At 52.1% G+C, this 23,110-nt stretch carries 21 protein-coding genes and 1 pseudogene; 1 reads left to right on the top strand and 21 read right to left on the bottom strand.

The annotated features are described in order from the left end of the window. Positions 1-5: 5 nt before the first annotated feature. The 4 genes from ACKXF7_RS00900 to ACKXF7_RS00915 form a co-directional block, all read right to left on the bottom strand. On the bottom strand, positions 6-284 hold the full coding sequence (locus ACKXF7_RS00900; protein WP_423741884.1) for a hypothetical protein: 279 nt from the start codon (positions 282-284) through the stop codon (positions 6-8). Between the two features lie 108 nt (positions 285-392). Beyond that, positions 393-725, bottom strand: a complete 333-nt coding sequence (locus ACKXF7_RS00905; protein WP_005930840.1) for a plasmid mobilization protein — start codon at positions 723-725, stop codon at positions 393-395. Beyond that, entirely contained in the window at positions 722-6,721 is a 6,000-nt protein-coding gene (locus tag ACKXF7_RS00910; protein ID WP_423742590.1) for a DEAD/DEAH box helicase family protein, read from the bottom strand. Before ACKXF7_RS00910 ends, ACKXF7_RS00905 begins: the two co-directional genes overlap by 4 nt. Positions 6,722-6,882: 161 nt before the next feature. After that, entirely contained in the window at positions 6,883-7,239 is a 357-nt protein-coding gene (locus tag ACKXF7_RS00915; RefSeq protein ID WP_423741885.1) for a TnpV protein, read from the bottom strand. Between the two features lie 130 nt (positions 7,240-7,369). Here ACKXF7_RS00915 and ACKXF7_RS00920 point away from each other — a divergent pair, with 130 nt between their 5' ends. After that, the gene (locus tag ACKXF7_RS00920; RefSeq protein ID WP_423741886.1) at positions 7,370-8,092 is read left to right on the top strand and encodes a hypothetical protein; all 723 of its coding nucleotides are present in this window, start codon (positions 7,370-7,372) and stop codon (positions 8,090-8,092) included. A 2-nt stretch (positions 8,093-8,094) separates the two neighbouring features. Here ACKXF7_RS00920 and ACKXF7_RS00925 read toward each other — a convergent pair whose 3' ends face one another. From ACKXF7_RS00925 to ACKXF7_RS01005, 17 genes and pseudogenes are all read right to left on the bottom strand, one after another. After that, a complete protein-coding gene (locus ACKXF7_RS00925) occupies positions 8,095-8,256 on the bottom strand; it encodes a hypothetical protein (protein ID WP_165852876.1) in 162 nt (53 codons plus the stop codon). A gap of 82 nt (positions 8,257-8,338) precedes the next feature. Continuing rightward, positions 8,339-8,668 (bottom strand): hypothetical protein, encoded by a 330-nt coding sequence (locus ACKXF7_RS00930; protein ID WP_097778305.1) that lies wholly within the window; start codon positions 8,666-8,668, stop codon positions 8,339-8,341. Positions 8,669-8,729: 61 nt separating this feature from the next. After that, complete coding sequence (locus ACKXF7_RS00935; RefSeq protein WP_117530305.1) at positions 8,730-9,665, bottom strand: hypothetical protein; 936 nt, start codon at positions 9,663-9,665, stop codon at positions 8,730-8,732. Between the two features lie 21 nt (positions 9,666-9,686). Continuing rightward, positions 9,687-10,409, bottom strand: a complete 723-nt coding sequence (locus ACKXF7_RS00940) for an AAA family ATPase (RefSeq protein WP_275253075.1) — start codon at positions 10,407-10,409, stop codon at positions 9,687-9,689. 34 nt (positions 10,410-10,443) lie between these two features. Next, on the bottom strand, positions 10,444-10,830 hold the full coding sequence (locus tag ACKXF7_RS00945) for a DUF2500 domain-containing protein (protein WP_055187002.1): 387 nt from the start codon (positions 10,828-10,830) through the stop codon (positions 10,444-10,446). A gap of 1 nt (position 10,831) precedes the next feature. Beyond that, positions 10,832-11,179 (bottom strand): DUF6054 family protein, encoded by a 348-nt coding sequence (locus ACKXF7_RS00950; RefSeq protein ID WP_423741887.1) that lies wholly within the window; start codon positions 11,177-11,179, stop codon positions 10,832-10,834. A gap of 173 nt (positions 11,180-11,352) precedes the next feature. Beyond that, complete coding sequence (locus ACKXF7_RS00955) at positions 11,353-11,556, bottom strand: transposon-transfer assisting family protein (RefSeq protein WP_044954185.1); 204 nt, start codon at positions 11,554-11,556, stop codon at positions 11,353-11,355. Next, positions 11,546-12,061, bottom strand: a complete 516-nt coding sequence (locus ACKXF7_RS00960; protein ID WP_423741888.1) for a YodL domain-containing protein — start codon at positions 12,059-12,061, stop codon at positions 11,546-11,548. Before ACKXF7_RS00960 ends, ACKXF7_RS00955 begins: the two co-directional genes overlap by 11 nt. Positions 12,062-12,069: 8 nt before the next feature. Next, a complete protein-coding gene (locus ACKXF7_RS00965) occupies positions 12,070-12,957 on the bottom strand; it encodes an LPD16 domain-containing protein (RefSeq protein WP_423741889.1) in 888 nt (295 codons plus the stop codon). After that, entirely contained in the window at positions 12,957-14,999 is a 2,043-nt protein-coding gene (locus ACKXF7_RS00970; RefSeq protein ID WP_423741890.1) for a DNA topoisomerase 3, read from the bottom strand. Before ACKXF7_RS00970 ends, ACKXF7_RS00965 begins: the two co-directional genes overlap by 1 nt. Positions 15,000-15,099: 100 nt before the next feature. Continuing rightward, complete coding sequence (locus tag ACKXF7_RS00975) at positions 15,100-15,834, bottom strand: DUF4366 domain-containing protein (RefSeq protein WP_423741891.1); 735 nt, start codon at positions 15,832-15,834, stop codon at positions 15,100-15,102. After that, positions 15,818-16,090 (bottom strand): DUF4315 family protein, encoded by a 273-nt coding sequence (locus ACKXF7_RS00980; protein WP_015536499.1) that lies wholly within the window; start codon positions 16,088-16,090, stop codon positions 15,818-15,820. The genes ACKXF7_RS00975 and ACKXF7_RS00980 overlap by 17 nt, the downstream gene beginning before the upstream one ends. A 12-nt stretch (positions 16,091-16,102) precedes the next feature. Continuing rightward, positions 16,103-16,213: pseudogene (locus ACKXF7_RS00985) on the bottom strand (peptidase P60); the annotation flags it as partial. A gap of 120 nt (positions 16,214-16,333) precedes the next feature. Next, the gene (locus ACKXF7_RS00990) at positions 16,334-18,130 is read right to left on the bottom strand and encodes a reverse transcriptase domain-containing protein (RefSeq protein ID WP_423741892.1); all 1,797 of its coding nucleotides are present in this window, start codon (positions 18,128-18,130) and stop codon (positions 16,334-16,336) included. Between the two features lie 595 nt (positions 18,131-18,725). Next, positions 18,726-20,408, bottom strand: a complete 1,683-nt coding sequence (locus tag ACKXF7_RS00995; RefSeq protein WP_423741893.1) for a C40 family peptidase — start codon at positions 20,406-20,408, stop codon at positions 18,726-18,728. Next, positions 20,401-22,770 (bottom strand): VirB4-like conjugal transfer ATPase, CD1110 family, encoded by a 2,370-nt coding sequence (locus tag ACKXF7_RS01000; RefSeq protein WP_423741894.1) that lies wholly within the window; start codon positions 22,768-22,770, stop codon positions 20,401-20,403. Before ACKXF7_RS01000 ends, ACKXF7_RS00995 begins: the two co-directional genes overlap by 8 nt. Further along, a complete protein-coding gene (locus tag ACKXF7_RS01005) occupies positions 22,745-23,107 on the bottom strand; it encodes a PrgI family protein (RefSeq protein ID WP_423741895.1) in 363 nt (120 codons plus the stop codon). Before ACKXF7_RS01005 ends, ACKXF7_RS01000 begins: the two co-directional genes overlap by 26 nt. Positions 23,108-23,110 lie beyond the last annotated feature (3 nt).

The following is a 23,110-nucleotide window of genomic DNA, read 5'->3' on the forward strand; positions in this document are numbered from 1 at the left end:
ATCCCTCACAGTTCTGCAAGCCACTCACTGAAACGCCCGATGCCCTCGGTGATGGCAGTTGCACCGAAAAAGAGGATGAAGCAGATGAACTCGGCCACCAGCAGGATAAAGAACTGATTCCAAGTCTGGCGATAGGCAGTGTAGATGCCGCAGCCGAAGATGTAGAGCATCAGCGGAGCAACTACATAGCTGGACAGGGTTAGCAGCCACCTTGCCATCAGAGCTAGAAACGCCACAAAGAGAGAAATCGGGAAAATAACAATTTTCTTCAGCATAGACATCATATCAAGCACTTCCTTTCTGTTCGCCCTTATTATAAAGGTATCGACTACTACGTTGCAAGGATGTCAAGCATTATATGTATCCCCGCAGTCCTCCAACTGCGGGAATTTTTACAGCTCTGCCAGCTTGGAAAGAATTTGCTTGCCAATGTCAATCAGTTCGTCCAGACGCTGCCGCAGGTCCTCCATGTCAGCGGCGTAGACCCGACCGTTTTCATTGGCGGCTTTGGCGTACTGATTCAGATTGTTGCTGCAATTCTGGAGCAGATAAGCCATTCGGCGTAGCTGCGGCAGATCGAGATTCAGGCAGTATCCATCCAATGCCATTTTGCGGATATAGGCACTCAGGCTGCGGATGCCCATGCTGAACATCTTTTCATAGATGCGGTTCTTTTCTGTTTTGGTCAGGCGCAGGATGATGATTTCATCCCGCTTCTCTTTCATCGTGCATCACCATCCTTGTCGTAATAACTGCGGAAGGGCTTCACCGGCTCCGGCTGATTGGTCTTTTCCCCCAGTGCAGCCAGCACAGACGGACGAATTGCGGGTGTTTCGGTTTCCTCGGTTTCTTCGGGAGCATCCTGCGAGGAACTGCGGTCACGGTCGATGTTTAGCAAGGCGTTCAATTCAGCAAGGCGGGCAGACTTTTCGGCCAGTTCTTCTTCCTGCGCGAATGGCTTTGCCACTTCGACCTCTGCGGCCTGTTTCTGCTGTTCCAGATTTTGCAGAGCATTTTCAGCGTCTGCAATTCGGTCAGCAAAATTGTCGATGGCATTGTCCAGACGAATGATGTTGCCGCGCGCATCATCGCCCAGCGACACCGGGTAGCTCAACTCTGCCCGGAGTACGGCCTGATGCTCATTCTTGAAGCTGTCGAACCGGATGTTCAGTTCAAACCCACGGTAGGTGCCCAGCAGCATCATATCAGCATTGGGCATCTCCTGCCGAGCCAGCAGCAGCCGTTCGCCCGCAGTCTTTTTATCATCGTACACCATGCCCTTGATGGTCATGCCGCAGAAGTTTTCTTTGTCCTGCGGGTGTGCTGCTGCAATCTGTGAATCCTGCTGCAAAGCAGCAATGCGGGTTTTCTGTTTCTGGATCTCTTCCGGGAATGTTTTGAGCAGCTTATCTTCCAGACGATATTTCTGATTCTGGAAGTCACCGCGCAGAACTTTCAATTTTGCTACCTGCACGTCCAAGTCCATCTTTTCCCGGATGCGAGGGTCGCCTGCACACAGAGCCTTGATTTCTGCGTAAGATAAAGCCTGTTCGTCAATATCATCGCAAGATCGCATAGGCGATTTGCTCGTCATGATCTGCGAGATAAACTTCTGTTTATTCTCAAGGGTCTGATAGAGGTAGGCGTCAAATGTCGATTCCGTGACGTAGTTATAGACGTAGACTTGTTTGTTTTGGTTGCCTTGGCGGATGATTCTGCCGTTACGCTGGGTCATATCAGACGGACGCCAGCCTACATCCAGATGATGCACCGCTACGAGCCGCGTCTGGACGTTGGTCCCTGCTCCCATTTTGGCAGTGCTGCCCAGCAGCACACGCACCTGTCCGCTGCGTACCTTGGAGAAAAGTTCTGCTTTCTTGTTCTCCGTATCTGCGTTGTGGATGAACTCAATCTCCTGTTCGGGCACACCGGCGTTGAGCAGCTTGGAGCGGATGTCATCATAAACGTTGAACGAACCGTCACCCTTGGGCGTAGACATATCGCAGAAAATCAGCTGGGTAAGCTTCTGCTCCTTGGTGTCATTCCAAATGCGCAGGACGTTGTTGACGCAGGCATTTAACTTGCTGTTGGGGTCATCGGGCAGAGCGGAATTCATCAACCGCTGATCAAGACCGATTTTGCGGCCATCCGACGTAATTTTCAACATATTATCCACAGAAGGGTCAACAGAACCGCTGTGGACTTCGGCTGCACGTTCGCTCAACGCCTGCACCATATCCTGTTGGATTTCCGAAGGTTTGACCACCACCGTCTCAAATTTTGCATCAGGCACTGGGAGATGAAGCTGGTCGCTGGTCTTGATATCTGCTGCTTCTTTGAACATCGCCATCAGTTCAGGCAAGTTGAAGAACTTCGCAAAACGAGTGCGTGCACGGTATCCGGTGCCTTCTGGGGCAAGTTCGATGGCAGTAGTAGTTTCACCAAAAGTAGAAGCCCACGCATCAAAATGGGTCAACCCTTTCTGCTGCAAGGTGTTGTACTGGAGGTAGCGCATGAGGGTGTACATCTCGGTCATACTGTTGCTCAGGGGTGTACCCGTTGCAAAAATCACGCCACGGCCTCCGGTGATTTCATCCAGATAGCGACACTTGCCGAACATATCGCTGGATTTTTGTGCCTCGCTCGTACTCAAACCTGCGACATTACGCATTTTCGTGTACAAGTAGAGGTTCTTAAACGCTTGGCTCTCATCCACAAACAACCTGTCTACGCCCAATTGTTCAAACGTAACCACATCATCTTTACGGTCTGCGCCTTGCAGCTTTTCCAGTTTCTGTTTCAGAGACTTGCGCAGCTTTTCCAGCTGCTTTACTGTGAAATGCTCGCCAACCTGTGCTTTCGCTTCTTCGATGGCCTCCTCGATTTCATCCATCTGTTCCTGAATCAGACGCTCCTGTCGTTCTGCGGACAAGGGTATCTTTTCAAACTGGCTGTGTCCGATGATAACTGCATCATAATCACCGGTCGCAATTCTCGCACAGAATTTTTTTCGATTACCGGGTTCAAAATCTTTCTTGCTGGTAACCAGCAGCTTCGCATTGGGGTACAGGCGTAAAAATTCGCTGGCCCATTGTTCCGTCAAATGGTTTGGCACGACAAAAAGACTTTTCTGACACAAGCCCAGGCGTTTCAGTTCCATAGCGGAAGCCGCCATCTCAAAACTCTTGCCAGCACCGACTTCGTGCGCCAAAAGGGTGTTGTACCCATACAGCACATGGGCAACCGCATTGCGCTGATGCTCTCGCAAATTGATCTCCGGGTTCATGCCCACAAAATGAATGTGACTACCGTCATACTCACGGGGGCGGGTGCTGTTAAAAAGCTCGTTGTACTTTTTTACCAGTAGGGCGCGTCGCTGTGGATCTTTCCAGACCCAGCCAGCAAATGCGTCCTTGATGGCCTGCTGTTTCTGCTGGGCGAGGGTGGTTTCGTTTTGATTCAGCACACGCTTTTCTTTCCCATTCTCCTCGATGGTATCATAAACGCGGCTGTCACGCAAATTCAAGGTATCCTCCAAAATCTTGTAAGCGTTGGCTCGGCGGGTACCGTAGGTTTCAGTGGCCATAATGTCACCAAAGCCAGTAGCAGATTTATTGCTGATCCGCCATTCGGAAGTGTAAGGGGAGTAGCGAACGGTGATGGCATTGTTGTAGCGGATACGATAGGGCGGCTGAAAAGTTTCCATCATAAACTGTTGTACGATAGAGGGGTCAAGCCATGTGGCACCCAAACGCACATCAATTTCAGATGCCTCCAGATCTTTGGGCTGTGCCTTGGTCAGTGCGTCCACATTAACCTTGAACTCCGGGTGACTTTCCGCAGCAAGCTGTGCCATCCGCAGCTTATCGCGTACATTACCCGAAAGGTATTCGTCCGCGGTCTGCCAGCCGGCTTCCGGGTCAGTAGGGTCGGCACTGGGGTCTTTGAAGATCACGCCGGAGAGTTCGGTGGTGATGCGCCCGTACTCGCCGGGTGTGCCCAGCAGATCTGCCATATAAGGCAGATCAACCTTGCCATGCTCCCCGATGGACACTGCCAGTGCTTCACTGGGGGTATCCACGCTGGTGACAACACGCTCTGGCCGAATCGTCCGCTTGGTGAACATATCTGCCTTGGACTTGAGATTTTTATTCTCGTCCAGATTCTCCAGTGAGCAGAGCAGATAGTAGGAACTATCATCATCGAACAGGCGGGCATTTTTCTTGTCGTTGATCAGCCCGTATTTTGCAGTAAAGGCATCATAGGCGGCATTCAACTTGGCCTGCGATGCCTTAATGTCCTCGTCCGGGAAGTCGTTCAGCTGCTGCTGAATCAGTTCGTTGACGATCTGCCGCAACTCCACCATACCAGCTACACGGCCTTTGGCGTTGTCGGACAGTTCGATCTGCGTCATGATAGAGTTCTCTCGGTAGTAGATCTCGCCATCAACAACCGTATAGCTGAAATTCTTCACAGTCGGGTCTGCGGGCAGCGTTTTGCGCTGTGCTTCCGCATCTGCGACGTCCGGGGCAGCAATCTCCACCGCAGTGTAATTGCCCTCGATGTGCTGTACCGCTTCTGCAAGCTGGTCGGAAAGGTTTGCGCCCTCGATGGGGGAAACGGTCAATTCCTCTCGTCCGTATTGGGTGCTTTCTGTGGTCAGCTCGCCCAGCACCATCTCCGGGTGGTCTACGAAATACTGGCTGATGGCAAAGCCGTCCTCGGTCTTGCCAAGCTGCACCCATGCAGGCTCAATGTCCGCAGGGCGGTCACGCTTTTGCAGGAAGATGATGTCCGAAACGACTTCGGTGCCTGCGTTCGCCTTAAACGCATTATTGGGCAGGCGGATAGCACCCAACAGATCGGCACGTTCTGCCATGTGCTTGCGGGCGGTGCTGTCCTTGCTGTCCATGGTGTAGCGGCTGGTGACGAACGCCACCACGCCGCCCGGACGCACTTGGTCGATGGCCTTGGCGAAAAAGTAGTTGTGGATAGAAAATCCCAGCTTGTTATACGCCTTATCGTTGACCTTGTACTGACCGAAAGGCACGTTGCCGACAGCGAGGTCATAAAAATCACGGCGATCAGTGGTCTCAAAGCCCGCCACGGTAATGTCGGCCTGCGGGTACAGCTTTTTGGCGATGCGCCCGGTGATGGAATCCAGTTCCACGCCGTACAGACGGCTATCCTGCATGGTGTCCGGCAGCATTCCGAAGAAGTTGCCCACACCCATGGACGGCTCCAAGATGTTGCCAGACCGGAAACCCATGCGCTCCACGGCATCGTAGATGCCACGGATAACGGTGGGGCTGGTGTAGTGGGCGTTCAGGGTGCTGGAACGGGCAGCAGCATACTCATCCTCGGAGAGCAGCCCTTTCAGTTCAGTGTACTCTTTTGCCCATCCGTCCTTGTTGGGGTCAAAAGCATCTGCAAGACCGCCCCAGCCCACATACTGGGAAAGCACCTGCTGTTCCTCGGCGGTGGCACCACGGTGTTCCTGTTCCAGCTTGAACAGGGTGCGGATGGCTTCGATATTTCGGGCATATTTCTGCTTTGCGCCGCCCTCGCCCAGATGGTCGTCCGTGATGTGGAAATTTCCGGCAGGCTCCGGCGCAGGTTCAGCATTCAGGGCTTCATCCAAGGCAACAGCATCCGGGAAGGTCTGCACCTTTCCGTCCATTACGTTAGAGATGGGCAGTTCGTCCAATTCTTCGTCCGTAAGTGGCGGTTTGTCCTCGTCCGGCTCATGCGCAGGAGTGAGATTGACCGTCAGGTTGTGCAGATGGATGTTGCCCGGCTGGCGCAGCAGCCGTTCCAGATTTTCCTTGCTTTCCGAGCGGGCAACCGGATAGACCTCATCCGGGTCACGAAGCTGGATGTTCAGAGTTCCGACAGTTTCGACCGTAAAATCCTTACCGTCCAGACGGATTGTATCGCCCACACGGTAATCACGCTCTTTTGGGAGAGCGGGAACAGGTTCATTTTCTGCCAAAAACTTTGCCTTTTCCACTGCAAGCCAATCGGCGGCGGTTCGTTCATCCGTCTCTTTTTTCAAAGCGGTGCAATAGGATTCGGCCTGCTCCTTGTCTGTAAATTGCGCCATTCCGTTATCATTTGCATAGTAGCCCTCATTGAGATCATCCCAGATAGCAAAAAGCTGGGACGTACCTCCGACCACTTCGCGGACAAAAAAACGCTCATATTCCGGCACCTCGGATTCCTTGTAGATGGTTTCTGCCTGCTCCAGCATTTCATCCACACGCTGGCTAGGTTCATTCTGCCGCAGACCGTCCTCGAATTGTCGTTTGTTGATAACTTCGTTATCCCACGACTGTCCGTGTGCGCTGGTGTCGATGCGAACATCCGTTTCGCCGATATAGCCAATGGTGCCCTCGATGGTTCCAGTGGGCAAATCAACCATTACATCGTCACCGACTTTGTAGCCGTTTTCTTCCTGTACAGTGGTACGCTGCTCTTTTTCCTCATCGGTCAGGTAGCGGTCGGATTGGATCATCAGGTCGATATACTTTTCCACCTGTGCCCATTTCAGAGTGATTTTCTGGTGGTCGGGGTAATGGTCAAATTCCAGTCCCTTCCAGTCGTGATTCACAAAACCCCAGCTTCCGTCCAGAAAATCGTAGGAGTGCCCACCAATGCCGTACTCCTTTGCCAGTGCTTTGGCACGGAGTTTGCGGTCAGGCTGGGTCTGGTACAGCGCCATAATGCGCTGTTTGCCGCCGGCAAACCCTGAACCATGCCGCCGCAGCTCGTTCTCAATTTCAGCCTGCGACAAAACAAAAGCGGAGGGCGTTTTTTCGCTCTCCGCTCGGTCGATTTTTTCAATTTGCTGGGCTTCGGTGGGGATGGGCGCATCCAGAAAACTTAGCTGTAAATCAGCTCCGTCATCACCAGTTCCTCTGCCTGCGCTTTCAGGCTGTTCATGTGCTGCACCCACATCAGTTGGTTCTGCGCTTTGTCCGGGGCCGGGTTCTGCTTCAGCAGTTCGGCCATCATCTGCTGCATCTGGCTCTCTGCCGTCTGCTCCACCTCCATCAGATGCGGGTACAAGCTCCCCGACAGGAGCATCGTGTGGTACAGCACTGGGCGCTGCTCCTTCAGGTAGGTCCGGCGCAGCCTGCCGTACTTGCCCAGCGGCTTCCGGGGCTGGTTCAGGATCAGGTTCGGGAGCTGGTAGTCCCCGACGGTCGAGTAAGTCACGTTCCTGCTGTTCGTATTCATATTGGCTCCTTTCTGCATTGCGGCGGCGGATGGTAGTTTTCACGGTGCGCTCGATGTTCCGCAGCACCTCCCGGCTCATGTCGCTGACGGCTGCGCCGAGGGCAAAAACGGCATCCGGGGTGGAAAAATCGTGGATGGCTTGAAAGTCATCCTTATCGAACCAGCCCGCCGGCTCAAAGCCGCAGCGTTCCAGCAGCGTGTAGGTGACGCTGATGGCGGCGGCGGACTTGAACTGCATCTCCACCCCGGCTTCATCATAATCCATCAAGAGCGAACCGTCAACGATGGCGCGGATGTCGCCACCGTTGTTGTCCCAGTAATCTGCCACCAGTTTCCCTGCAACGTCCGCAAGCTGCTGACTTACACGCTCTCCGCTGATGCCGTAGGTCTTGCTCAACATTTCCGAAACCGGCTGCACCAAATCGGGACCGAGCTGCCACACCTCCGGGTCACGGGAATTGCGGCGCACCCCGGTGTCGCTTACGTCAAAGACGTAGTGCAGCCGGGGGAATCCGCTGGATTCATCCAGCAAGGCGATGCCCTTAGAGCCACGCCTGACATAGCGGTTCATCCGGTTGCGCCAAATGTCAAATTCGGCGCAGGCGGTGGCATCGGGTCGCTGAGCGTAGATCATCAACTGGTCCGGGAAACTGTACTTGTACAGCCGGGATGCTGTGGTCAGGTAGTCCGTCCAGCTTTCCCAGTACCGTGTCAGACCGTTTGCCGTGCGCTGGGCAAGGGCGAGATATTCCTCGGTTTTGTTTGGCATTTTGGCCTCCTTTTTCAGATTTTAGGGTATAAAAATAGCGGGCAACCGTTTTGGGGTTGCCCGCTGGAAAGTGTATCGAGATAAGATTATTTGCTATTGCCCTTTATGTACTTCATAACGCAGCACCCCATCACGATGACGGGAAGCACGGTTCGTAAACCGAGGTCGCCGACCCGCACATTTACATCAATCACAAGCCCTGCAAACCATGCCGCTAAAGTGAAAACAGTTGCCCAACCGTAACTCATAGAACTGTACTCCTTCATATGTGAATATTCAAAACTCTCTTCTCAGCTTCAGCTTTCATAGCTGCCCGCAAGGAACTTACATTTATTCGACTCGAATGTTTACCGGATTCAGTGTAAGGTTGCCTCCGCCCGCCACCTTATACCATTTGCCCCTTTCGAGTTTGATTCTTTCCGTTACGCCCTGTGTAATATATCCGATTCTGTATTTTTCTCCAGTCTCTACATCGGTAAAGACCACCTCAGTATCACAATCACCGCTCACTTTTACAGTTCCCCAAAGTGGCTGTATTTGTTCTGTCTTTATGGTGCCTTCATCGTTTGAAAGGGTGAAAGTATGGCTTCTCTGAATATTGATATAAATCGCCACCAGAAAAACCGTTGCCAGACATAAAGCAAACCTTCTTGTTTTCATCGAAACACCTCCTGCAAATTCGGTTTTATCGAATCATATCACATAAGCGGACTCTTCAAACTTACAGTTCGGTTTCCACCGCAAGCTGCTCCTGCTTCTCTTTTTCGTCAGCGATTTGGACATCAACATCTTCGCGCATCTTTTTCAGAAGTGCAAGGACTCGCTTGATTTGACCTTTGGTATTCTCTACTCTGCTCTGTGCCTGATTGATGTGATCCAGAACTGCCCAGTCTGCAAAGAGCCCGTCAAAGAAGAAATCCGCAAATTTTAGAAAGCTGTCCACCGTAACCTGAAGGTCTGCGGTGATCTCAACATCGGCAAGCTCAGTTTTGAACCGCCGCAGTTCCACTTGAAGCTGTTCGATTTGTTCCTGCGCATCGTCCAGTTCCTCATACTTGGCAAGATCGGCCATCAAACCGCCGCCCATTACGTCCCATGTACTCCAGCCCTCGGCATTGTCGAGGGTTTCCAGAACTTCATTGACCGTATGCAGGGCGGTCTTTCCTGCGTTGATGGCCTCCAGCAGCTCCCGTTTTTGGACTTTCAGTGCGGCAATACGGCTTTCACTTTCCGCAACCAGCTGTGCGGCAGGGTGGGCAGATGCTTTGATGCTTTTGATTTTTTCGGAAAGAGCAGCTTGATACTGCCTTTCGCAATCGGACAGCCGTGCCAATCTATTTTGAATCTGCTCCAAGTCGGCATCAACGGAAGAAAGGTCATGGAGAGCCACATCGTACTTGACACGGGCTGCATAGGCTTCTTGCCGTTCCTTGTCCAGCTTCTCATCCATCTTTCCGATGACCTGATAGAAAAATGTGGCAAGGCTGTGTCCCTCCAGACGGTCCACGTCAGCCTGTTCCGCCAGCTTGGATTTTTCCAGCTTTTTCAGACGATCAGCAAGCGTATCTCTCTGGGCGGTCAGTTCTTTCTGCTTTGCTTCACAGTTCTTCTTTTCTGCGACCTGCTGCCAAAGTTCTTTCAATGTAGAATCACTCATATGGAATGACCTTTCCAGGCATTACGTTTCTTCATTCAGAAGCTGGTTCAAAAAATGCTGCCGATTATTTACAAATGTTTTGGTGATAACGTAGCTGTCCGTATCTTCATACTGACAAGGATGAATCGTGCCATTGTCGAAGCTAAAAATTTCAGCATCAGGCATTCCGAGGAGAATGGGTGAATGTGATACTATAATGAATTGCGCCCCTTCTTGGGCACACCGATAAATGTTAATCAGTAACGTGAGCTGCCTCTGCGGGGATAGCGCAGCTTCCGGCTCGTCAAAAATATAGACTCCATCTGCATCCATGTAGTCCTGCGCAATGGCGAGGAAACTTTCACCGTGTGATTTTTGGTGATAGCCTTTGGAGGGGTGATTGTCATCGGAATAGTCGATTTCCTTGGTGGCTACATTGTAGAAGCTCTCTGCCCGGAGAAAATACCCGAACTTTGGTCTACGATACCCTTTGGAAATCGTCATAGCCTCACATAGTTCCGAATGGGAGTTGTATGTGGAAAATGAATAATTCTTCGTTCCACCCTCTGCGTTGAAGCCGTAAGCAACAGCGATTGCTTCCAGAAGCGTAGATTTTCCGCTTCCATTTTCGCCAACAAAGAACGTAATGGGCTTATGGAATGTAAAAGTGTCGATTCCGCTGATGGCAGGAATCTGACGAATATAATTGTAGGGGCGAACTCTGTTCCAGTCGATGGTCAGCCCTTGGATAAACAGATCGTTCATACAGCACTCCTTACTATATAGTGTAGGAGAACACTTAGTTCCGCTCAAACCCAAGATAGCGGGTGCCCTGAAAACTCAGCTTTCCGATGTCGCCCTGCACGAGCAGACCATAATCGCTTCCGTCCACTTCAAATTCCATCCGGTCTCCGCTTTCTACCTGAAAGGTCACATAATAGGAAGTGTAGGTGCTGGTTCTATATCCATGTGCACCAGACAAATCTCCAGCATTTGCAGTGTCGGAATGCGAAATATCAGTTCGCTTTGCTACTACTGCTGCCGGAATAGATAGACGGGGTGAGTGATTGTTTTTGTTCCATGTGCGAAGATTTGAAATCAGCGTAAAAATAAATAGACACATCAATCCGAAAAAGATAAGTGGGAATACTATGCTGAACACAGCGTTAAACCAGCCAAAAAACATATTACTCCTCCAGAATTTCTTCCAGCAGCTCTTTTACATCGTCCAGAAAAGATTCTTCTCCGAGGGTGTTCACCTTGAAGAACACCGCTTGACTGCCTCCTGCGGTGATGGCAGACAGCCGGATCGGACTGTCCGCATTCTGGAACATGGTCAGTGTCAGACTCAGGCGGTTGCCGCCCATCATGCTGTACCGTTCAAATACACGGACACTGCACCGGGCATCGCCCTCTTTGAAATCACTGCCTGCCTCCAAATCTGCCGACCAACTGCTGTCCGGGATTTCTTGTTCCAGCTTCCGAAGCAGCTTGTCAAAGCTTTTGTTTCGGATGGTCTTTTCAAAGATTGCCATAATGGTTCCTCCGTTCTGACAATTAAAATTCAGTCCCTTATTTTTGATACGAGCAGAGCCACAGGAAAATTGCGGAGGAATCGCTTGAAGAGAGGAATTTTGTCTAATTTGATTATAGCATATCTTTTGGAAGAACAAAATACTTTATGTACGCCGCCCGCAGGCGGCAAAGATCAGTCCAGTGGAAATTCCAGTTCGGCAAATTCTGCATCGGTCAGCAGTTTCAGCTTTTCGATAACCACCACCGATAGTTCCCGCAGAGCGGTCTCGTCCGGCATCAGGTAGCACTGCATGAGCCGCAGTTCGTGAATGAGCCCCAGCCGGGTGCCGGTGTTGTAGAGCATCATCAGCATCAGTTCCTCATGGTTAAAGTTCATGCGCATCCCTCACTTTCCGGCAGGCGGCAGGATTGCACTCCGGGGCATCGCATTTTTCCTTGAGATTCATCAGCACCGAAGGACGTTCCGGCTTTGTATCCAGAAACCCCGGCAGTTCTTTGAAGCCGATGCTGTCCACATAATGCACAGACACCTCGCCATTGCGTTTAAGTGCGATCACATCGCTGACCGACAGGCTGTGCCCCTCAAAATCCTGCGGACGGGAGAGGTTGAACATCTGAAACAGTTCTTCCAGAATCTCGTTGTTCGGCACATCCTGCCACATGGCGGGCAAATCAGCATAGTAGGTGACCTCATAATGCTCCGGGTCTGGCGTTTTGCCCCGACGATGCAGTTCCCGCATGGAAGCAAATCTTTCATCGAGGATTTTTTCGTCATGCCGCAGCTGCATCACCATATAAACATCGCACCCTGCGTTCAGAAACTTCTGCGGGATGTCTGTCATGGGTTCACCGTCAAAATTCTGGTTCCATTTTTGCTGCATCGTCCACCTCACAGTTCCGGTACAGAATGTGCAGAAGATTTTGGCGCAGACGTATCACTTGCCAGTTCTGCCAGCTTTTCCAGTGTGGAAGGGCGATGGTCTGCACTCAGTTCCTCGGCTTCCGCAACTTTATCCATGACTGCATCGTAGTCCTGCAGTAGCCGCCGGCCCTTTTCCATGTGGTGTGCTTCCAGAATCTGCTCACGGGCTTCCTGAATGGTCAGTTCCGGGGCATCCAGCTGCCCACCGTCCATCACAGAATAATCGCTGTGGTAGAGGGTGTAGTCCCATCCATCCTCATAGGACTGGATTGCAAGGTAGCCTTTGCCGCCCAGTTCCCACGCCGCCTGCTCGTCCTGTGTCTGAATCTCCGGGTAGAAGTCGGCATGGTTCCGCTCCATGACCTCGGCAAACTGGCAGATGTGGAACACATTGCCCAAACCGCCCATGTCAAAGTGGTAATCATCCAGATGTTCCACCCGTGCCGTAAAACTGCGCCCATCCGGGTAATCCACCTGAATCACGCCGCCATCTGGAATGCGATAGAGGTCATCATAGTGGCTGTTGATGAGACGAATATCCTTCGGCAGCGTTTCCGGCTCCCAGATGCGCCGCCTGCCAATGCCCGCCTGCGGGATGTTTTCGAGGATCTTTACGCTTTCCTGTTGGATGGCCTTGCGGTCATCGTCCGAAAGTTCGAACAGATACCAGTTCCGGGCAGCAGGAATGGCGTTCCTGCCATCGGGCGGCAGGTTCTTTTCGGAAATCTGCCCACTTTCCAGCGGCTCGCCGGTCACCTTGTTGTAGGTGGCAAAGCCGACTCCTGCACCGTTTTCCCGGAGGTGGAGATAGCGTTCATCGTTGATAAGGTAGACCGCTTCTTTTATCTGCTCCATCAGCAACCACCCTCAAACTCCAGCGAAAACTTGCTGCGGCCATCGGATTCGGCAGACAGCAGAACCGTTGCATTGTAGGTCTTGCCCTTGGCACTCTTGCAGTCCTTCAGGCGCACCCGGCCATCCCGCAGCAGCTTGTCCACCACACGGCCATCCAGATGCTTACCCAGCCGCTTGAAGTAGGCGTTGTCTTTCCAGAGCGCAAAGCGGCACTCGCGGTTCTCACAGAACCAGCCCTTTTCCCTCTCCACAACATTCGTGCCGCAGTTCGGGCAGGCACCAATCACTTTGTTTTTCATAAGCGCATTTGCTCCTTTCACTGCCTCGGTGGTATTCACCAGCGAGGAAACCATTTCTTTGATCTCAGTCATAAATTCTTCCGGCTCCATTTCACCGCGTTCGATGCGCAGCAGCTTGTTTTCCCAGTCTGCAGTCATTTCCGGCGATTGGATTTCTTCGGGCATCACGGTGATGAGGGCTTTGCCCTTATCCGTGGGCAGCAGCACCTTGGTTTTCTTGGTGCCCTTCCGTTCCAGAAAGCCCTTCTGCACCAGTTTTTCAATAGTTGCGGCACGGGTAGCCGGAGTGCCGATGCCCTGACGCTCCACGCCCTCCGGCATACTGTCCGCACTGGCGGTTTCCATCGCATGAAGTAGAAGATCCTCGGTGAAATGCTTTGGCGGGGACGTTTGCCCCTCCTTCAGTTCGGCGTTGAGAATGCCACACTCGTTTTCCGCTGCATTGGGCAGGGCAGTGAGTTCTTGTTTCCGGTTCAGGATGTCTGCCAGCACCTTGCGCTCCACTGCTTTCCAGCCTTCCTCCAGAATCTCCTTGCCCTTGGCAGTAAATTCCTCCCCGGCACATTCGGTGGTCAGCAGGGTTTCCAGATAACGGAAGGGCTTGCTTACCGCCACCAGCGTCCGGGCGATGATGAGCTTCAGGACGTTCTGCTCCCCCTTGGGCAGTGCGTCCAGATTTGCTTGCAGCATACTGCGAGTGGGCAGAATGGCGTGGTGATCGGTGACTTTTTCCCGGTTGACGGTGCGCCGTGTCCGGGGCACAGCCTCGTCCACATCTGCCGAGGTAATGTCGAGAAAATCCTCCAACTCCTCAGTCAGTTCCTCCAGCATTTCCTCGTCATCGTCAGTGATATAGCAGCTATCAGTTCTGGGATAAGTGGTAAGTTTCTTCTCATACAGGCTCTGTACATAGTCCAAAGTCTGCTGTGCGCTGTACCCCAGCAAGCGGTTAGCGTCCCGCTGAAGGGTGGTCAGATCATACAGCGATGGTGGATTCTCGGACTTTTCCTTGCGGGTGATGCGCTGGATCGTTGCTACCATCTCCTTTCGGCAGGCTTTCAACAGGTTTTCAGCAACGGATTTTTCAGGAATGCGGCGACTGGATGCCGTGCAACCGCTGGTCAGTTCCAGATCCACCGTGTAAAATTTTTCCGGGGTAAAGGCCGCAATGGCGGCTTCTCTCACCACCGTCATGGCAAGCACCGGGGTCATAACACGCCCTACCGCCAGCGGTTGACCGTACAGGCACGAAAAAAGCCGGGACGCATTGATGCCGACCATCCAGTCGGCACGTTCCCGGCAGAGTGCTGCGTTGTACAGCGCATCGTATTCAGTTGACGGTTTGAGGTGGGCAAAGCCCTCCCGGATGGCAGATTCCTCCATGCTGGACAGCCACAGACGGGAAAAGGGCTTTTTGCACCCAGCCTGCTGGTACACCAAGCGGAAGATCAGTTCTCCCTCGCGTCCGGAATCGCAACTGTTCACAATGCTGTCTACATCCGGGCGGTGCATCAGTTTTTGCAGGATGCCAAACTGCTTTTTGGTGGACGTAGACACCAGATACTGCCACTTTTGCGGCAGAATGGGCAAATCTGCGATACTCCACTTGACGTATTTGGCATCGTAGACATTAGGCGGAGCCAGTTCCACCAGATGACCCACACACCAGCTCACCAGATAGCCGTTGCCCTCAAGGTAGCCGTCCTGACGGCTGGTGGCACCGAGGACTTTGGCATAGGACATGGCGACGGACGGTTTCTCCGCCACGATCAATTTTGCGATAAGAATCCCTCCAATCTGTTTCGGATTGCAATATGTAAGGCGGCAAACGCCGCCAATAGAATTATTCTTCTGCGTTATCCTCCTCGCCGGTCTCCTCCGGCTCATCCTCCACAGGGATTTCAAAGTCGCCCTTGTCCTCAGTGTAGTTTGCATCGGGGTCAAGGGCTTCTTTTTCTGCCTGCTTTTTCTGCTTCTGCTTCATAAAGGTGTAAATGCCACCGCCAGCAACCAAACCGACCAGTGCCAGTACGCCTAAGAACGTAGCAGCATACTTCGTAACTTTGTTGCCACCAGTCTGTTCAGAACCGGATGCCACCGCTTCTTCCGCAGCCTTTTTCGCATCCTCCTCGGCCTGTTTGCGCTCCTGTTCTGCCTGCGTCGCCGCTTCTTTTTCAGCGGTGTAGGCATCGGCATCTTCATCTTCCATCAGGGAAAGAAGGTCGGCTTCGTCCACAAGATTCATGAAATGAACGGTGTTTTCCCCCTTGTCGTTACGGTCGATGACCAGATAGAATGTGTTGCCAGACTTCGACACCAGCGTGATGAACTGCTGGCCAGAGCCATCCGAATAACTGGTGTGGTAATCGTCCACCATCGTCAGATTGCCCTCCGGGGTCAGAGCACCGGTTTCCTCATCGGTCACGGTGACCACATCTTCTTCATCGGTGGTAGAAGTCAGGACGGGCTGTTCCACTTCCTCCACAGGCTCACCGCCATAGGCAAAAGCAGGAGCCGCCATGCCAGCGCACAGTGCCACCGACAACATCAGGGCACAGAACTTATTCATCATCTTCATTATCAGATTCCTCCTTGTTGAACGTAGCACCGACTGCGGACAGCGCAGCCGGGGTCGGGGTGGAAGTTGCAGACTGGCGCAGCAGGGCGGCAAGCTGTTCCGGCGTGACCTTGGCGGTGCGCACCATCTCGTTGACCTCGGCAGCTTCTGCTTCCTGAATCCGCCGCTCAAGGCTTTCAATGCGAGTGTTGATCTTAATGCGACGCTCCCTTTCCTTTTCCAGAGAAGCGCGCAGTTTATCGAGTTTTTCGCTCATTTCTTCCTCCAATCATTTTGAAAGCCGTCCAAAACCGGACAGGTATTTCTGCCAGTAGGACGAGTGAATATCAGCATACTTTATGGGGTCTCCGGCAGACACCATCTTGCCGTTTCCAAGGTAGTAGAGTAGGAAAGTGCCGCCTTATCGTATTTCTACGACAGGTTTGCACAGACCTCTCCCAGAACCGTGCTTGCGCCTCTCAACGCACACGGCTCCCCATTTTTTGCTCCATTTCAAAAGTTATTCCGTTTTAGTTCCATGATGAATTCTCATGTGGCATTTGTGGCACACAACGATTGTCTTGCGCCTCTTTGCCAGCATGACTTTTTCCCAATCAGCTTTACCTTTCAGGTTTTTGACCTTGTTTACATGGTGGATTTCATAGCTATCGCTGTCTGTACAGCCGCAGACTTCACAGACTTTGGCCTTCAGACGTTCCTCGAAGGATGTTGTGTTGTGCGAATAGCGATACGCCAAATCGGGCACTTTTTCCGTCAAATCTTTGCCTTTGCAATCGCTGTACTTAGCGAACATCATACGGCGTTTTCCCTTTTTGGTTTCATACGGAACACCCCATGCGCCAGTCCCATCTCTGTATTCATAACGAACCTTAGCAATTCGGGAGCGATGCTTGTTTGCGAGTGTTTTCAGACAGCTGTATTCCATCAGATAACCAAAGTAAACGAGCTTGTTGAAGTTGCTTGCAATGGCATAATAGTTACAGAGTCCTCGGAGTTCCGCATTATAAATCATTACGATTTCCAAATCCGTGCGGTTCAGCAGAATTGGGCGATGAATAGGAATCAACCTCTTACCATCCCTTTTAGCGATGCTATGGGACAGCAAATAGGTCTCCACCTTATCTTTCAGTGGAATATTGAGTTCCACTTTGTTGTTCATAGTGCGCATTTTTCGTTTTCCAGAGCGTTTGACACTGGCATCCCTGCGCACCCGAACATCAAAACCAAGGAATCGGGCAGGAGTATTGCTGTGCGTAATAAGGGTCTTTTCTTGACTCAACTCCATTTTCAGAGTGTCCCGGACAAAATCCGCGAGTTTTGCCTTAATCGCTTCGCATTCCTCTCTTGTCCCATTGACTGCAATCAGAAAGTCATCTGCATAGCGAACATATTTCAATCGCTTATCGGTACACGCTTTTGCAGGTGTCCGAAACAACTGCTTTGTCAGTTGCTTGTGCTGAGCAATCAGCTGCTCCCGCATTGTTCCTTCAGCTTTCTTGATTTTCTCATGCAGTGCATCTCGTTTGCGCCTTATCGTGTTGTATTCTTCCGTAAAGTTTCTCGGATTGTATCCGTGGTCAAATTCCTTCTTCAGCTGCATGATATACCTGTCTAGTTCGTTCAGGTAGACATTCGCAAGAATCGGGGAGATGATTCCACCCTGCGGGCATCCGCTATAGGTTTCATGGAAATCCCAGTCTTCCATATAGCCGGATTTGAGAAACAGACGAATCAAGTTCAAAAAGCGAGCATCCTTGATTTTTCGGTTCAGCACACCAATCAGCGTGGAATGGTCGATGTTATCAAAACATCCCTTGATGTCGCCCTCAATGAACCACTTTGCTCCGGTAAACTCATGCTTGATCATGGCAAGTGCTGTGTGGCAGCTCCTGCCCGGTCGAAAGCCGTGGGAATAGATAGAGAAAATTGGCTCGTAGATGGCTTCCAGAATCATACGGATAGCTTCTTGCACCAGCTTGTCAGCGAATACAGGAAGTCCCAGCGGGCGCAGCTTGCCGTTCTTCTTTTGAATATAGGTTCTGCGTACCGGCTTGGGTTCATATGACCCTGTTCTCAATGCTTCAATGATGGCTGTCACATACTGCTCGCTAAATCCATCAGCCGTATCATTATTCACGCCCTTCGTTCCTGCACCCTTATTGGAGTAAAGATGCTGGTAGGCGATGAAGTAAATATCCGGCCTCAAAAGATAGCGGTACAGTCGTGTGAACACTTCATCTTGGTTCTTTTGGGAATTCTCTTGTAATTTGGTTAAAATCTCCATTGTTGACTTCATTGAGGCTTTCCTCTCTAATCAATTTCTGATTTTAATGCGCAATAAAACTGCTTCTCTTCGCCATGTGAGCGGCTTTCCCGCATCCGATTTTACGGCTTTTCCTGTCAATTCAGGATTCTCGGACTACTACAGAAGCTCCGTTGTCATGCCGGATTTTCAGTGTCATCTTTCTAGCATAGCTTTGAAATTTATCACATTGCTGCATTACACATAGCTTTTTCAAGCGCTCCGGTTTAGACAATCTCCAGTTGACGATAGTAGTAGGTCAATGTGAATTATCGGATATGCTTTTGTTCCGTTACTATCGGTTCTCCGACGTGCCGTACAGGGGATTAGCAACCCATAGGAAGGAATTTATTTCCTATGGTCCCTGTACCAAAGGTTTCAGACAATTTTCCTTTGCCCACACGTAACAAGGGCTTGGAACTCACCTTAAACAATTCAGTTTTATCCTTGTATTCACTTATCCTTGCGGTTCAGTCGTGCCCGATTGTCTTTAGGCAACTTGCCGCTTTCCTGCCGTGCTCTTTTCCCGTACATCTTTCGATTTTCGGTAAAGCAGGTGGATTCCCGCGTTGCTTTGCGGGGTAGTACCTTAGCCACAGCCTCCTTTCTCTACTTCTACTATCGTCCTTACTGGACGCACGATGCCCACATGACTTTTCCCCGGCGTATCATACGTTCCTTCAAAGAAAACAAGGTCGCCGGGCTTTGCTTCGGCTTCGGAAATGTGCTGGCTCTTGTTCCACAGACCGTTGGCGGTGGTGCGCCCCACATTGTAGCCGTTCTGGTTGTAGACCCAGCAAACGTAGCCGGAGCAATCAAACCCGGTTTCCGGGGTAGAACCGCCCCAGACGTAGGGCGTGCCCACATACTTTTGCGCCTCCTTGTAGATAGCGGCAAACTCGCTGTCCGTCAGGGCTTCCGCAGGAACCTGATAGTCGATGCCGGGTGTGCCGGAGCCATCGGAGCCACCGGGCGGCAGACCGCCGTTGAACAGATAAGGCCGACCACCCAGCGTATCCTGAAAGATCTCATAGCGTTTCCACTGGTCGTTGTCCAGTTCCTCCCGGATAACCACTTCCAGCCCTCTGTTCACCAATTTGGTGTGGAAGATGCGGTACTCATAGGGCACCTGCGTAGGGACTGGGATTCCTGCCGGACTGATGACCCAGACGGTCTTATACCGTATCTGCACCTCCACCCATGTGGTCAGCTTGTACTGCTTTTTGAAGGTCTCCTTCAACTTGCCCTGCACCTCTGACCGGGTGTAATCGTCATAGAGAGTCGTGAGAAAAGAGGTCAACTGCCATGGGTCATGCTCGATGGGTTCAAGGTGATACTGGTACTCGTTGTAGCCGGGGTGGTCGGTGGGGGTGCGCTTGATCTTTTTGTCCAGCTCCTTTTCCAGCTTCTTGTAGTCGGTTTCGGCTCCCCGGATGTCCCGGTCCTCTGCGGTATAGATGGTCTGCCCGGATACCTGCGTCGTGCCGGAAAACAGAATGGTACAGGACGAAAATGCTGACATGACCAGCAGCAAGAGCAAAAGAAAAACGCCCACGATCAAAAGAACGTGCGCGTTGTTTTTTGCAAAATTGGCAATGCCGTTGACTGCGGTGCTGACCACCGATTTTCCTTTGTCGATGACCTGCTCCATACTGGACTTTGCAGCAGGAACACCACTGGATGCAGCTTTCTGACCGCCTGCGGTCTGCGCCGCTGTGCCCGAACGGGCGGCGGCATAGTGACTTTTACGGATTTCTTGCCGCTGTTTCCAGCGTGAAAGCCAGTTGGAACTGCCCTCGCCGGTGCCGGATGCGCCTGCATCTTGTGCCGCAGTCGGCTTCTGCGGGGAAGATTTTGCGGTTTTGGCACCCTTCTTGCCCTGCATCTTGGCTTTCTTTTTCAGTTTTCTGGCGTATCTGCTCTTGGAAATATCACGGACATTTCCTGCCGCTTTTTCGCCTTCGCTTAACGCCTGTGTGCCCACATTGTCGTCCTCGTACTGGTCAACCTCCCGATGCACCGCAGACCGGGCGGCAGCGGCGGCATACATAGCACGTTTCTGCTGCTTTGTCATGCGGGATGCTTCATCCGGGGTAATTTCAGCTTTACCAAAACGCAGGTGCTGCGCCTTTTCCGCAGCTTTATCTGCGTCCAGTTTCAGCTTCTGCTTTTGGGTCTTAGACTGCTCCACTTTGGACTTTTTCGGAGGGGAGCGCGTGGCCGTGCGCTCCTTGTCCTCCTCAAATTTCAGCTTTGGCTGTTTCTCACTCATGCTTTTGAGCCTCCGCAACTTCGGAAAGGCGGGTCGTGAGGATGCGGTAGAGTTCAAGGTTTTTCGGGAAGTGGTCAACAAAGGGCAGGATCACGTTACCGAAAAACAGCAGCCCTTCACCTTCGCCGGAGTGGGTCACATAGGAAAGCTGATGGGGCGAGATGTTGAGCTGCTTTGCGAGAATCTGTCGGTCTCCGTTGGCCTGATTGAGCATATACACAAAGTCCGAGTTCTCAAAAATGTTCGATACTTCAGGGCTTGCCAGCAAATCTTTGACGTTCTGCGTCAGGGCTGTCGGGATGCCGCCCCACTTACGGAAACGCTTCCAAATCTCCACGGAATAAGCAGCAGTCTGCTCTTCCTTCAAGAGCAAATGGAACTCGTCTGCATAGTACCGGGTGGATTTTCCGGCACTGCGGTTGGCGGTCACACGCCCCCATACGGCATCCTGCACGATGAGCATACCCAGCTTTTTGAGCTGCTTGCCCAGCTGCTTGATGTCAAAGCAGACGATGCGGTTATTGATATCCACGTTGGTGTGGTGGTTAAAAATGTTCAGACTGCCCTTAACGTAGATTTCCAGCGCAGCCGCCACATGGCGGGCTTCCGGTTCGTCTTGCGTCAGCAGGGCGTTGTACAGATCTTCCAACAGCGGCATATTTTCCGGGGTGGGATTCTCGAAATACTTGCGATAGATCACATGGACGCAGCGGTCAATGACCGTCTTTTCCACTGGCTGCAAGCCCTCCTTGCCGCCCACCACCAGTTCGCACAGGGACAGTACAAAGTCGGCTTTCAAAGCCAGCGGGTTATCCTCTTCCGAATAGTTGCTGTTGATGTCCATCGGGTTGATATACTGGGTGCTGGCAGGGCTGATGTGGATGACCTGCCCATGCAGACGCTCCACCAGCGGAGCGTACTCACATTCCGGGTCACAGATGATGATATCATCGTCCGTCACGAGGAACGCATTACAGATCTCACGCTTTGCGCTAAAGGATTTACCGGAACCGGGAGTGCCCAGAATCAGACCGTTGGGGTTCTTCAGCTTTTTGCGGTCAACCATAATCAGGTTGTTGGACAGGGCGTTCAAGCCATAATACAGGCTTTCCTTGCCGTTGTCGAACAGCTCCTGTGTGGTAAACGGCACAAAAATCGCTGTGCTGCTGGTGGTCAGACCGCGCTGGATCTCAATCTGGCAGTCTGCCAGTGGCAGGCTGCTCATCAGCCCCTGCTCCTGCTGGAAGTCAAGACGGCACAGTTCGCAGTTGTGCTTCTGCGCAATGCTGACCGCCTGAAACACGTTGGTTTCCAGTTCCTGCTCGGTTTTTCCGGTGTTCAGCACCAGAAAAGTGACAAGGAACATCCGCTCGTTCTGGCTCTGCAATTCCTTCAAAAGTGCCTTGGCATCCCTGCCATAAGTCGCCAAATCAGACGGCAGAACGTCCATATCATATCCGGCGCGGACGGCTTTCTTCTGCTCTTCGATTTTGCTGCGGTCGAGTTCGGTAATGGTGTGCTTGATGGTTTTGATGGCCTTGTTCTGGTCAACGGACTGGATGTGCATGGTAACGATCTGGCTGGAATCCATATCAAGGAAATCCTTCAAAAGCTGGTCGCTCAGGTCAGAAGCCGTAATATTCAGGAAGCTGACCGCCCCGAAGATGCCGCCCATCTGAAAGGTACGGCTGTTCTTAAACGCCAGCGCAGTGGGGGCAATGGCATCCTTTACGGACAGACCACTGGGCACAAGGTCTTTCCAGTTGAAGTGGAACTTGTTGGCTCCATCCATGTTCAGCATCCCATGCATCAGCCGCAGACGCTCCGTACCGTCCAGCGGCTTTGCCAGAACGCCTAACCTGTGAAAGTTGTTCATCAGGTCGTTCTGGATGTGCTCCAACCGGGGTTTGACCTGTTCCATGCTGTCGCCCTCGATGCCGTAGGTCAGGAATTTGGTCTTGGTCAAGCCGTTGTTGCCCTTGGAAAGCTGCTGCCGCAACATCTGGCTGTACTCGGCGCGCACATCGTCAAAGCCATCCTGCTGGTACGGGATGCGGATGGACTTCTCGAAGTCTGCGGAATCGGTGGCGGTGTTCACAAAGGACAGTTCAAAGTGGATAGAGCTGTCGAAAAAGTTGAGAAAACTGCACCATTCCTCAAAGATGGCGGTCTTGTCCTCCTGCTGCGCAAGCTGATAGTTGATATCCTGATACTGGATGGTGCGGGTGTAGTAGCCGGGACGGACACGGCAGGTGCCGTCCTCAAACATCCGCTGGAACGGGATGCTCTCTTGCGCCGTGCGGGGCACCGTGGGCTTGGGCGGCTTCTTGCCGTCCTTATTCTTTTTCAGAAACGGAATCATGGGCGTCATCTCCCTTCATAAGCAGTGCATAGTAATTGCGGGTCTGGTACGGACGCACCTTCGGGCGAACAAAGCGCGCCTGAAGGTAGTACCACAGGATCTTTTCGGCGGGCTGGCCGTTCTTCTGGTACATCGCCAGAAAGAACATGGGCAGCATGACTGCCATCATGCCGAGGGTAGCACCGGAATTGCCTGCGGTATCCCGCAGAACAAAGAACAGCGGCACGCCCACGACTGCCGCTGCACCAAAACAGATAAGCTGCCGAGCGGTCAGATTGAAAGCCACTTTGGACTTCACCTTGCTGAAATCGCGCGGCACGGAAATATAAGCTGCCAAATT

It is taken from the genome of Faecalibacterium sp. 7 (genome assembly GCF_049562865.1).
Lineage (GTDB): Bacteria > Bacillota > Clostridia > Oscillospirales > Ruminococcaceae > Faecalibacterium > Faecalibacterium wellingii.

Bases quoted from the DNA above. Each gene is read 5' to 3' on its own strand.
- ACKXF7_RS00930 (WP_097778305.1), bottom strand. From the start codon at position 8,668: ATGAAAACAAGAAGGTTTGCTTTATGTCTGGCAACGGTTTTTCTGGTG.
- ACKXF7_RS00965 (WP_423741889.1), bottom strand. From the start codon at position 12,957: ATGGAGCAGATAAAAGAAGCGGTCTACCTTATCAACGATGAACGCTAT.
- ACKXF7_RS00905 (WP_005930840.1), bottom strand. From the start codon at position 725: ATGAAAGAGAAGCGGGATGAAATCATCATCCTGCGCCTGACCAAAACA.
- ACKXF7_RS00925 (WP_165852876.1), bottom strand. From the start codon at position 8,256: ATGAGTTACGGTTGGGCAACTGTTTTCACTTTAGCGGCATGGTTTGCA.
- ACKXF7_RS00970 (WP_423741890.1), bottom strand. From the start codon at position 14,999: ATGTCCTATGCCAAAGTCCTCGGTGCCACCAGCCGTCAGGACGGCTAC.
- ACKXF7_RS00915 (WP_423741885.1), bottom strand. From the start codon at position 7,239: ATGAATACGAACAGCAGGAACGTGACTTACTCGACCGTCGGGGACTAC.
- ACKXF7_RS00955 (WP_044954185.1), bottom strand. From the start codon at position 11,556: ATGAACTTTAACCATGAGGAACTGATGCTGATGATGCTCTACAACACC.
- ACKXF7_RS00990 (WP_423741892.1), bottom strand. From the start codon at position 18,130: ATGAAGTCAACAATGGAGATTTTAACCAAATTACAAGAGAATTCCCAA.
- ACKXF7_RS01000 (WP_423741894.1), bottom strand. From the start codon at position 22,770: ATGATTCCGTTTCTGAAAAAGAATAAGGACGGCAAGAAGCCGCCCAAG.
- ACKXF7_RS00975 (WP_423741891.1), bottom strand. From the start codon at position 15,834: ATGAAGATGATGAATAAGTTCTGTGCCCTGATGTTGTCGGTGGCACTG.
- ACKXF7_RS00960 (WP_423741888.1), bottom strand. From the start codon at position 12,061: ATGCAGCAAAAATGGAACCAGAATTTTGACGGTGAACCCATGACAGAC.
- ACKXF7_RS00940 (WP_275253075.1), bottom strand. From the start codon at position 10,409: ATGAACGATCTGTTTATCCAAGGGCTGACCATCGACTGGAACAGAGTT.
- ACKXF7_RS00950 (WP_423741887.1), bottom strand. From the start codon at position 11,179: ATGGCAATCTTTGAAAAGACCATCCGAAACAAAAGCTTTGACAAGCTG.
- ACKXF7_RS00935 (WP_117530305.1), bottom strand. From the start codon at position 9,665: ATGAGTGATTCTACATTGAAAGAACTTTGGCAGCAGGTCGCAGAAAAG.
- ACKXF7_RS00995 (WP_423741893.1), bottom strand. From the start codon at position 20,408: ATGAGTGAGAAACAGCCAAAGCTGAAATTTGAGGAGGACAAGGAGCGC.
- ACKXF7_RS00945 (WP_055187002.1), bottom strand. From the start codon at position 10,830: ATGTTTTTTGGCTGGTTTAACGCTGTGTTCAGCATAGTATTCCCACTT.
- ACKXF7_RS00910 (WP_423742590.1), bottom strand. From the start codon at position 6,721: ATGGCGCTGTACCAGACCCAGCCTGACCGCAAACTCCGTGCCAAAGCA.
- ACKXF7_RS00900 (WP_423741884.1), bottom strand. From the start codon at position 284: ATGATGTCTATGCTGAAGAAAATTGTTATTTTCCCGATTTCTCTCTTT.
- ACKXF7_RS00980 (WP_015536499.1), bottom strand. From the start codon at position 16,090: ATGAGCGAAAAACTCGATAAACTGCGCGCTTCTCTGGAAAAGGAAAGG.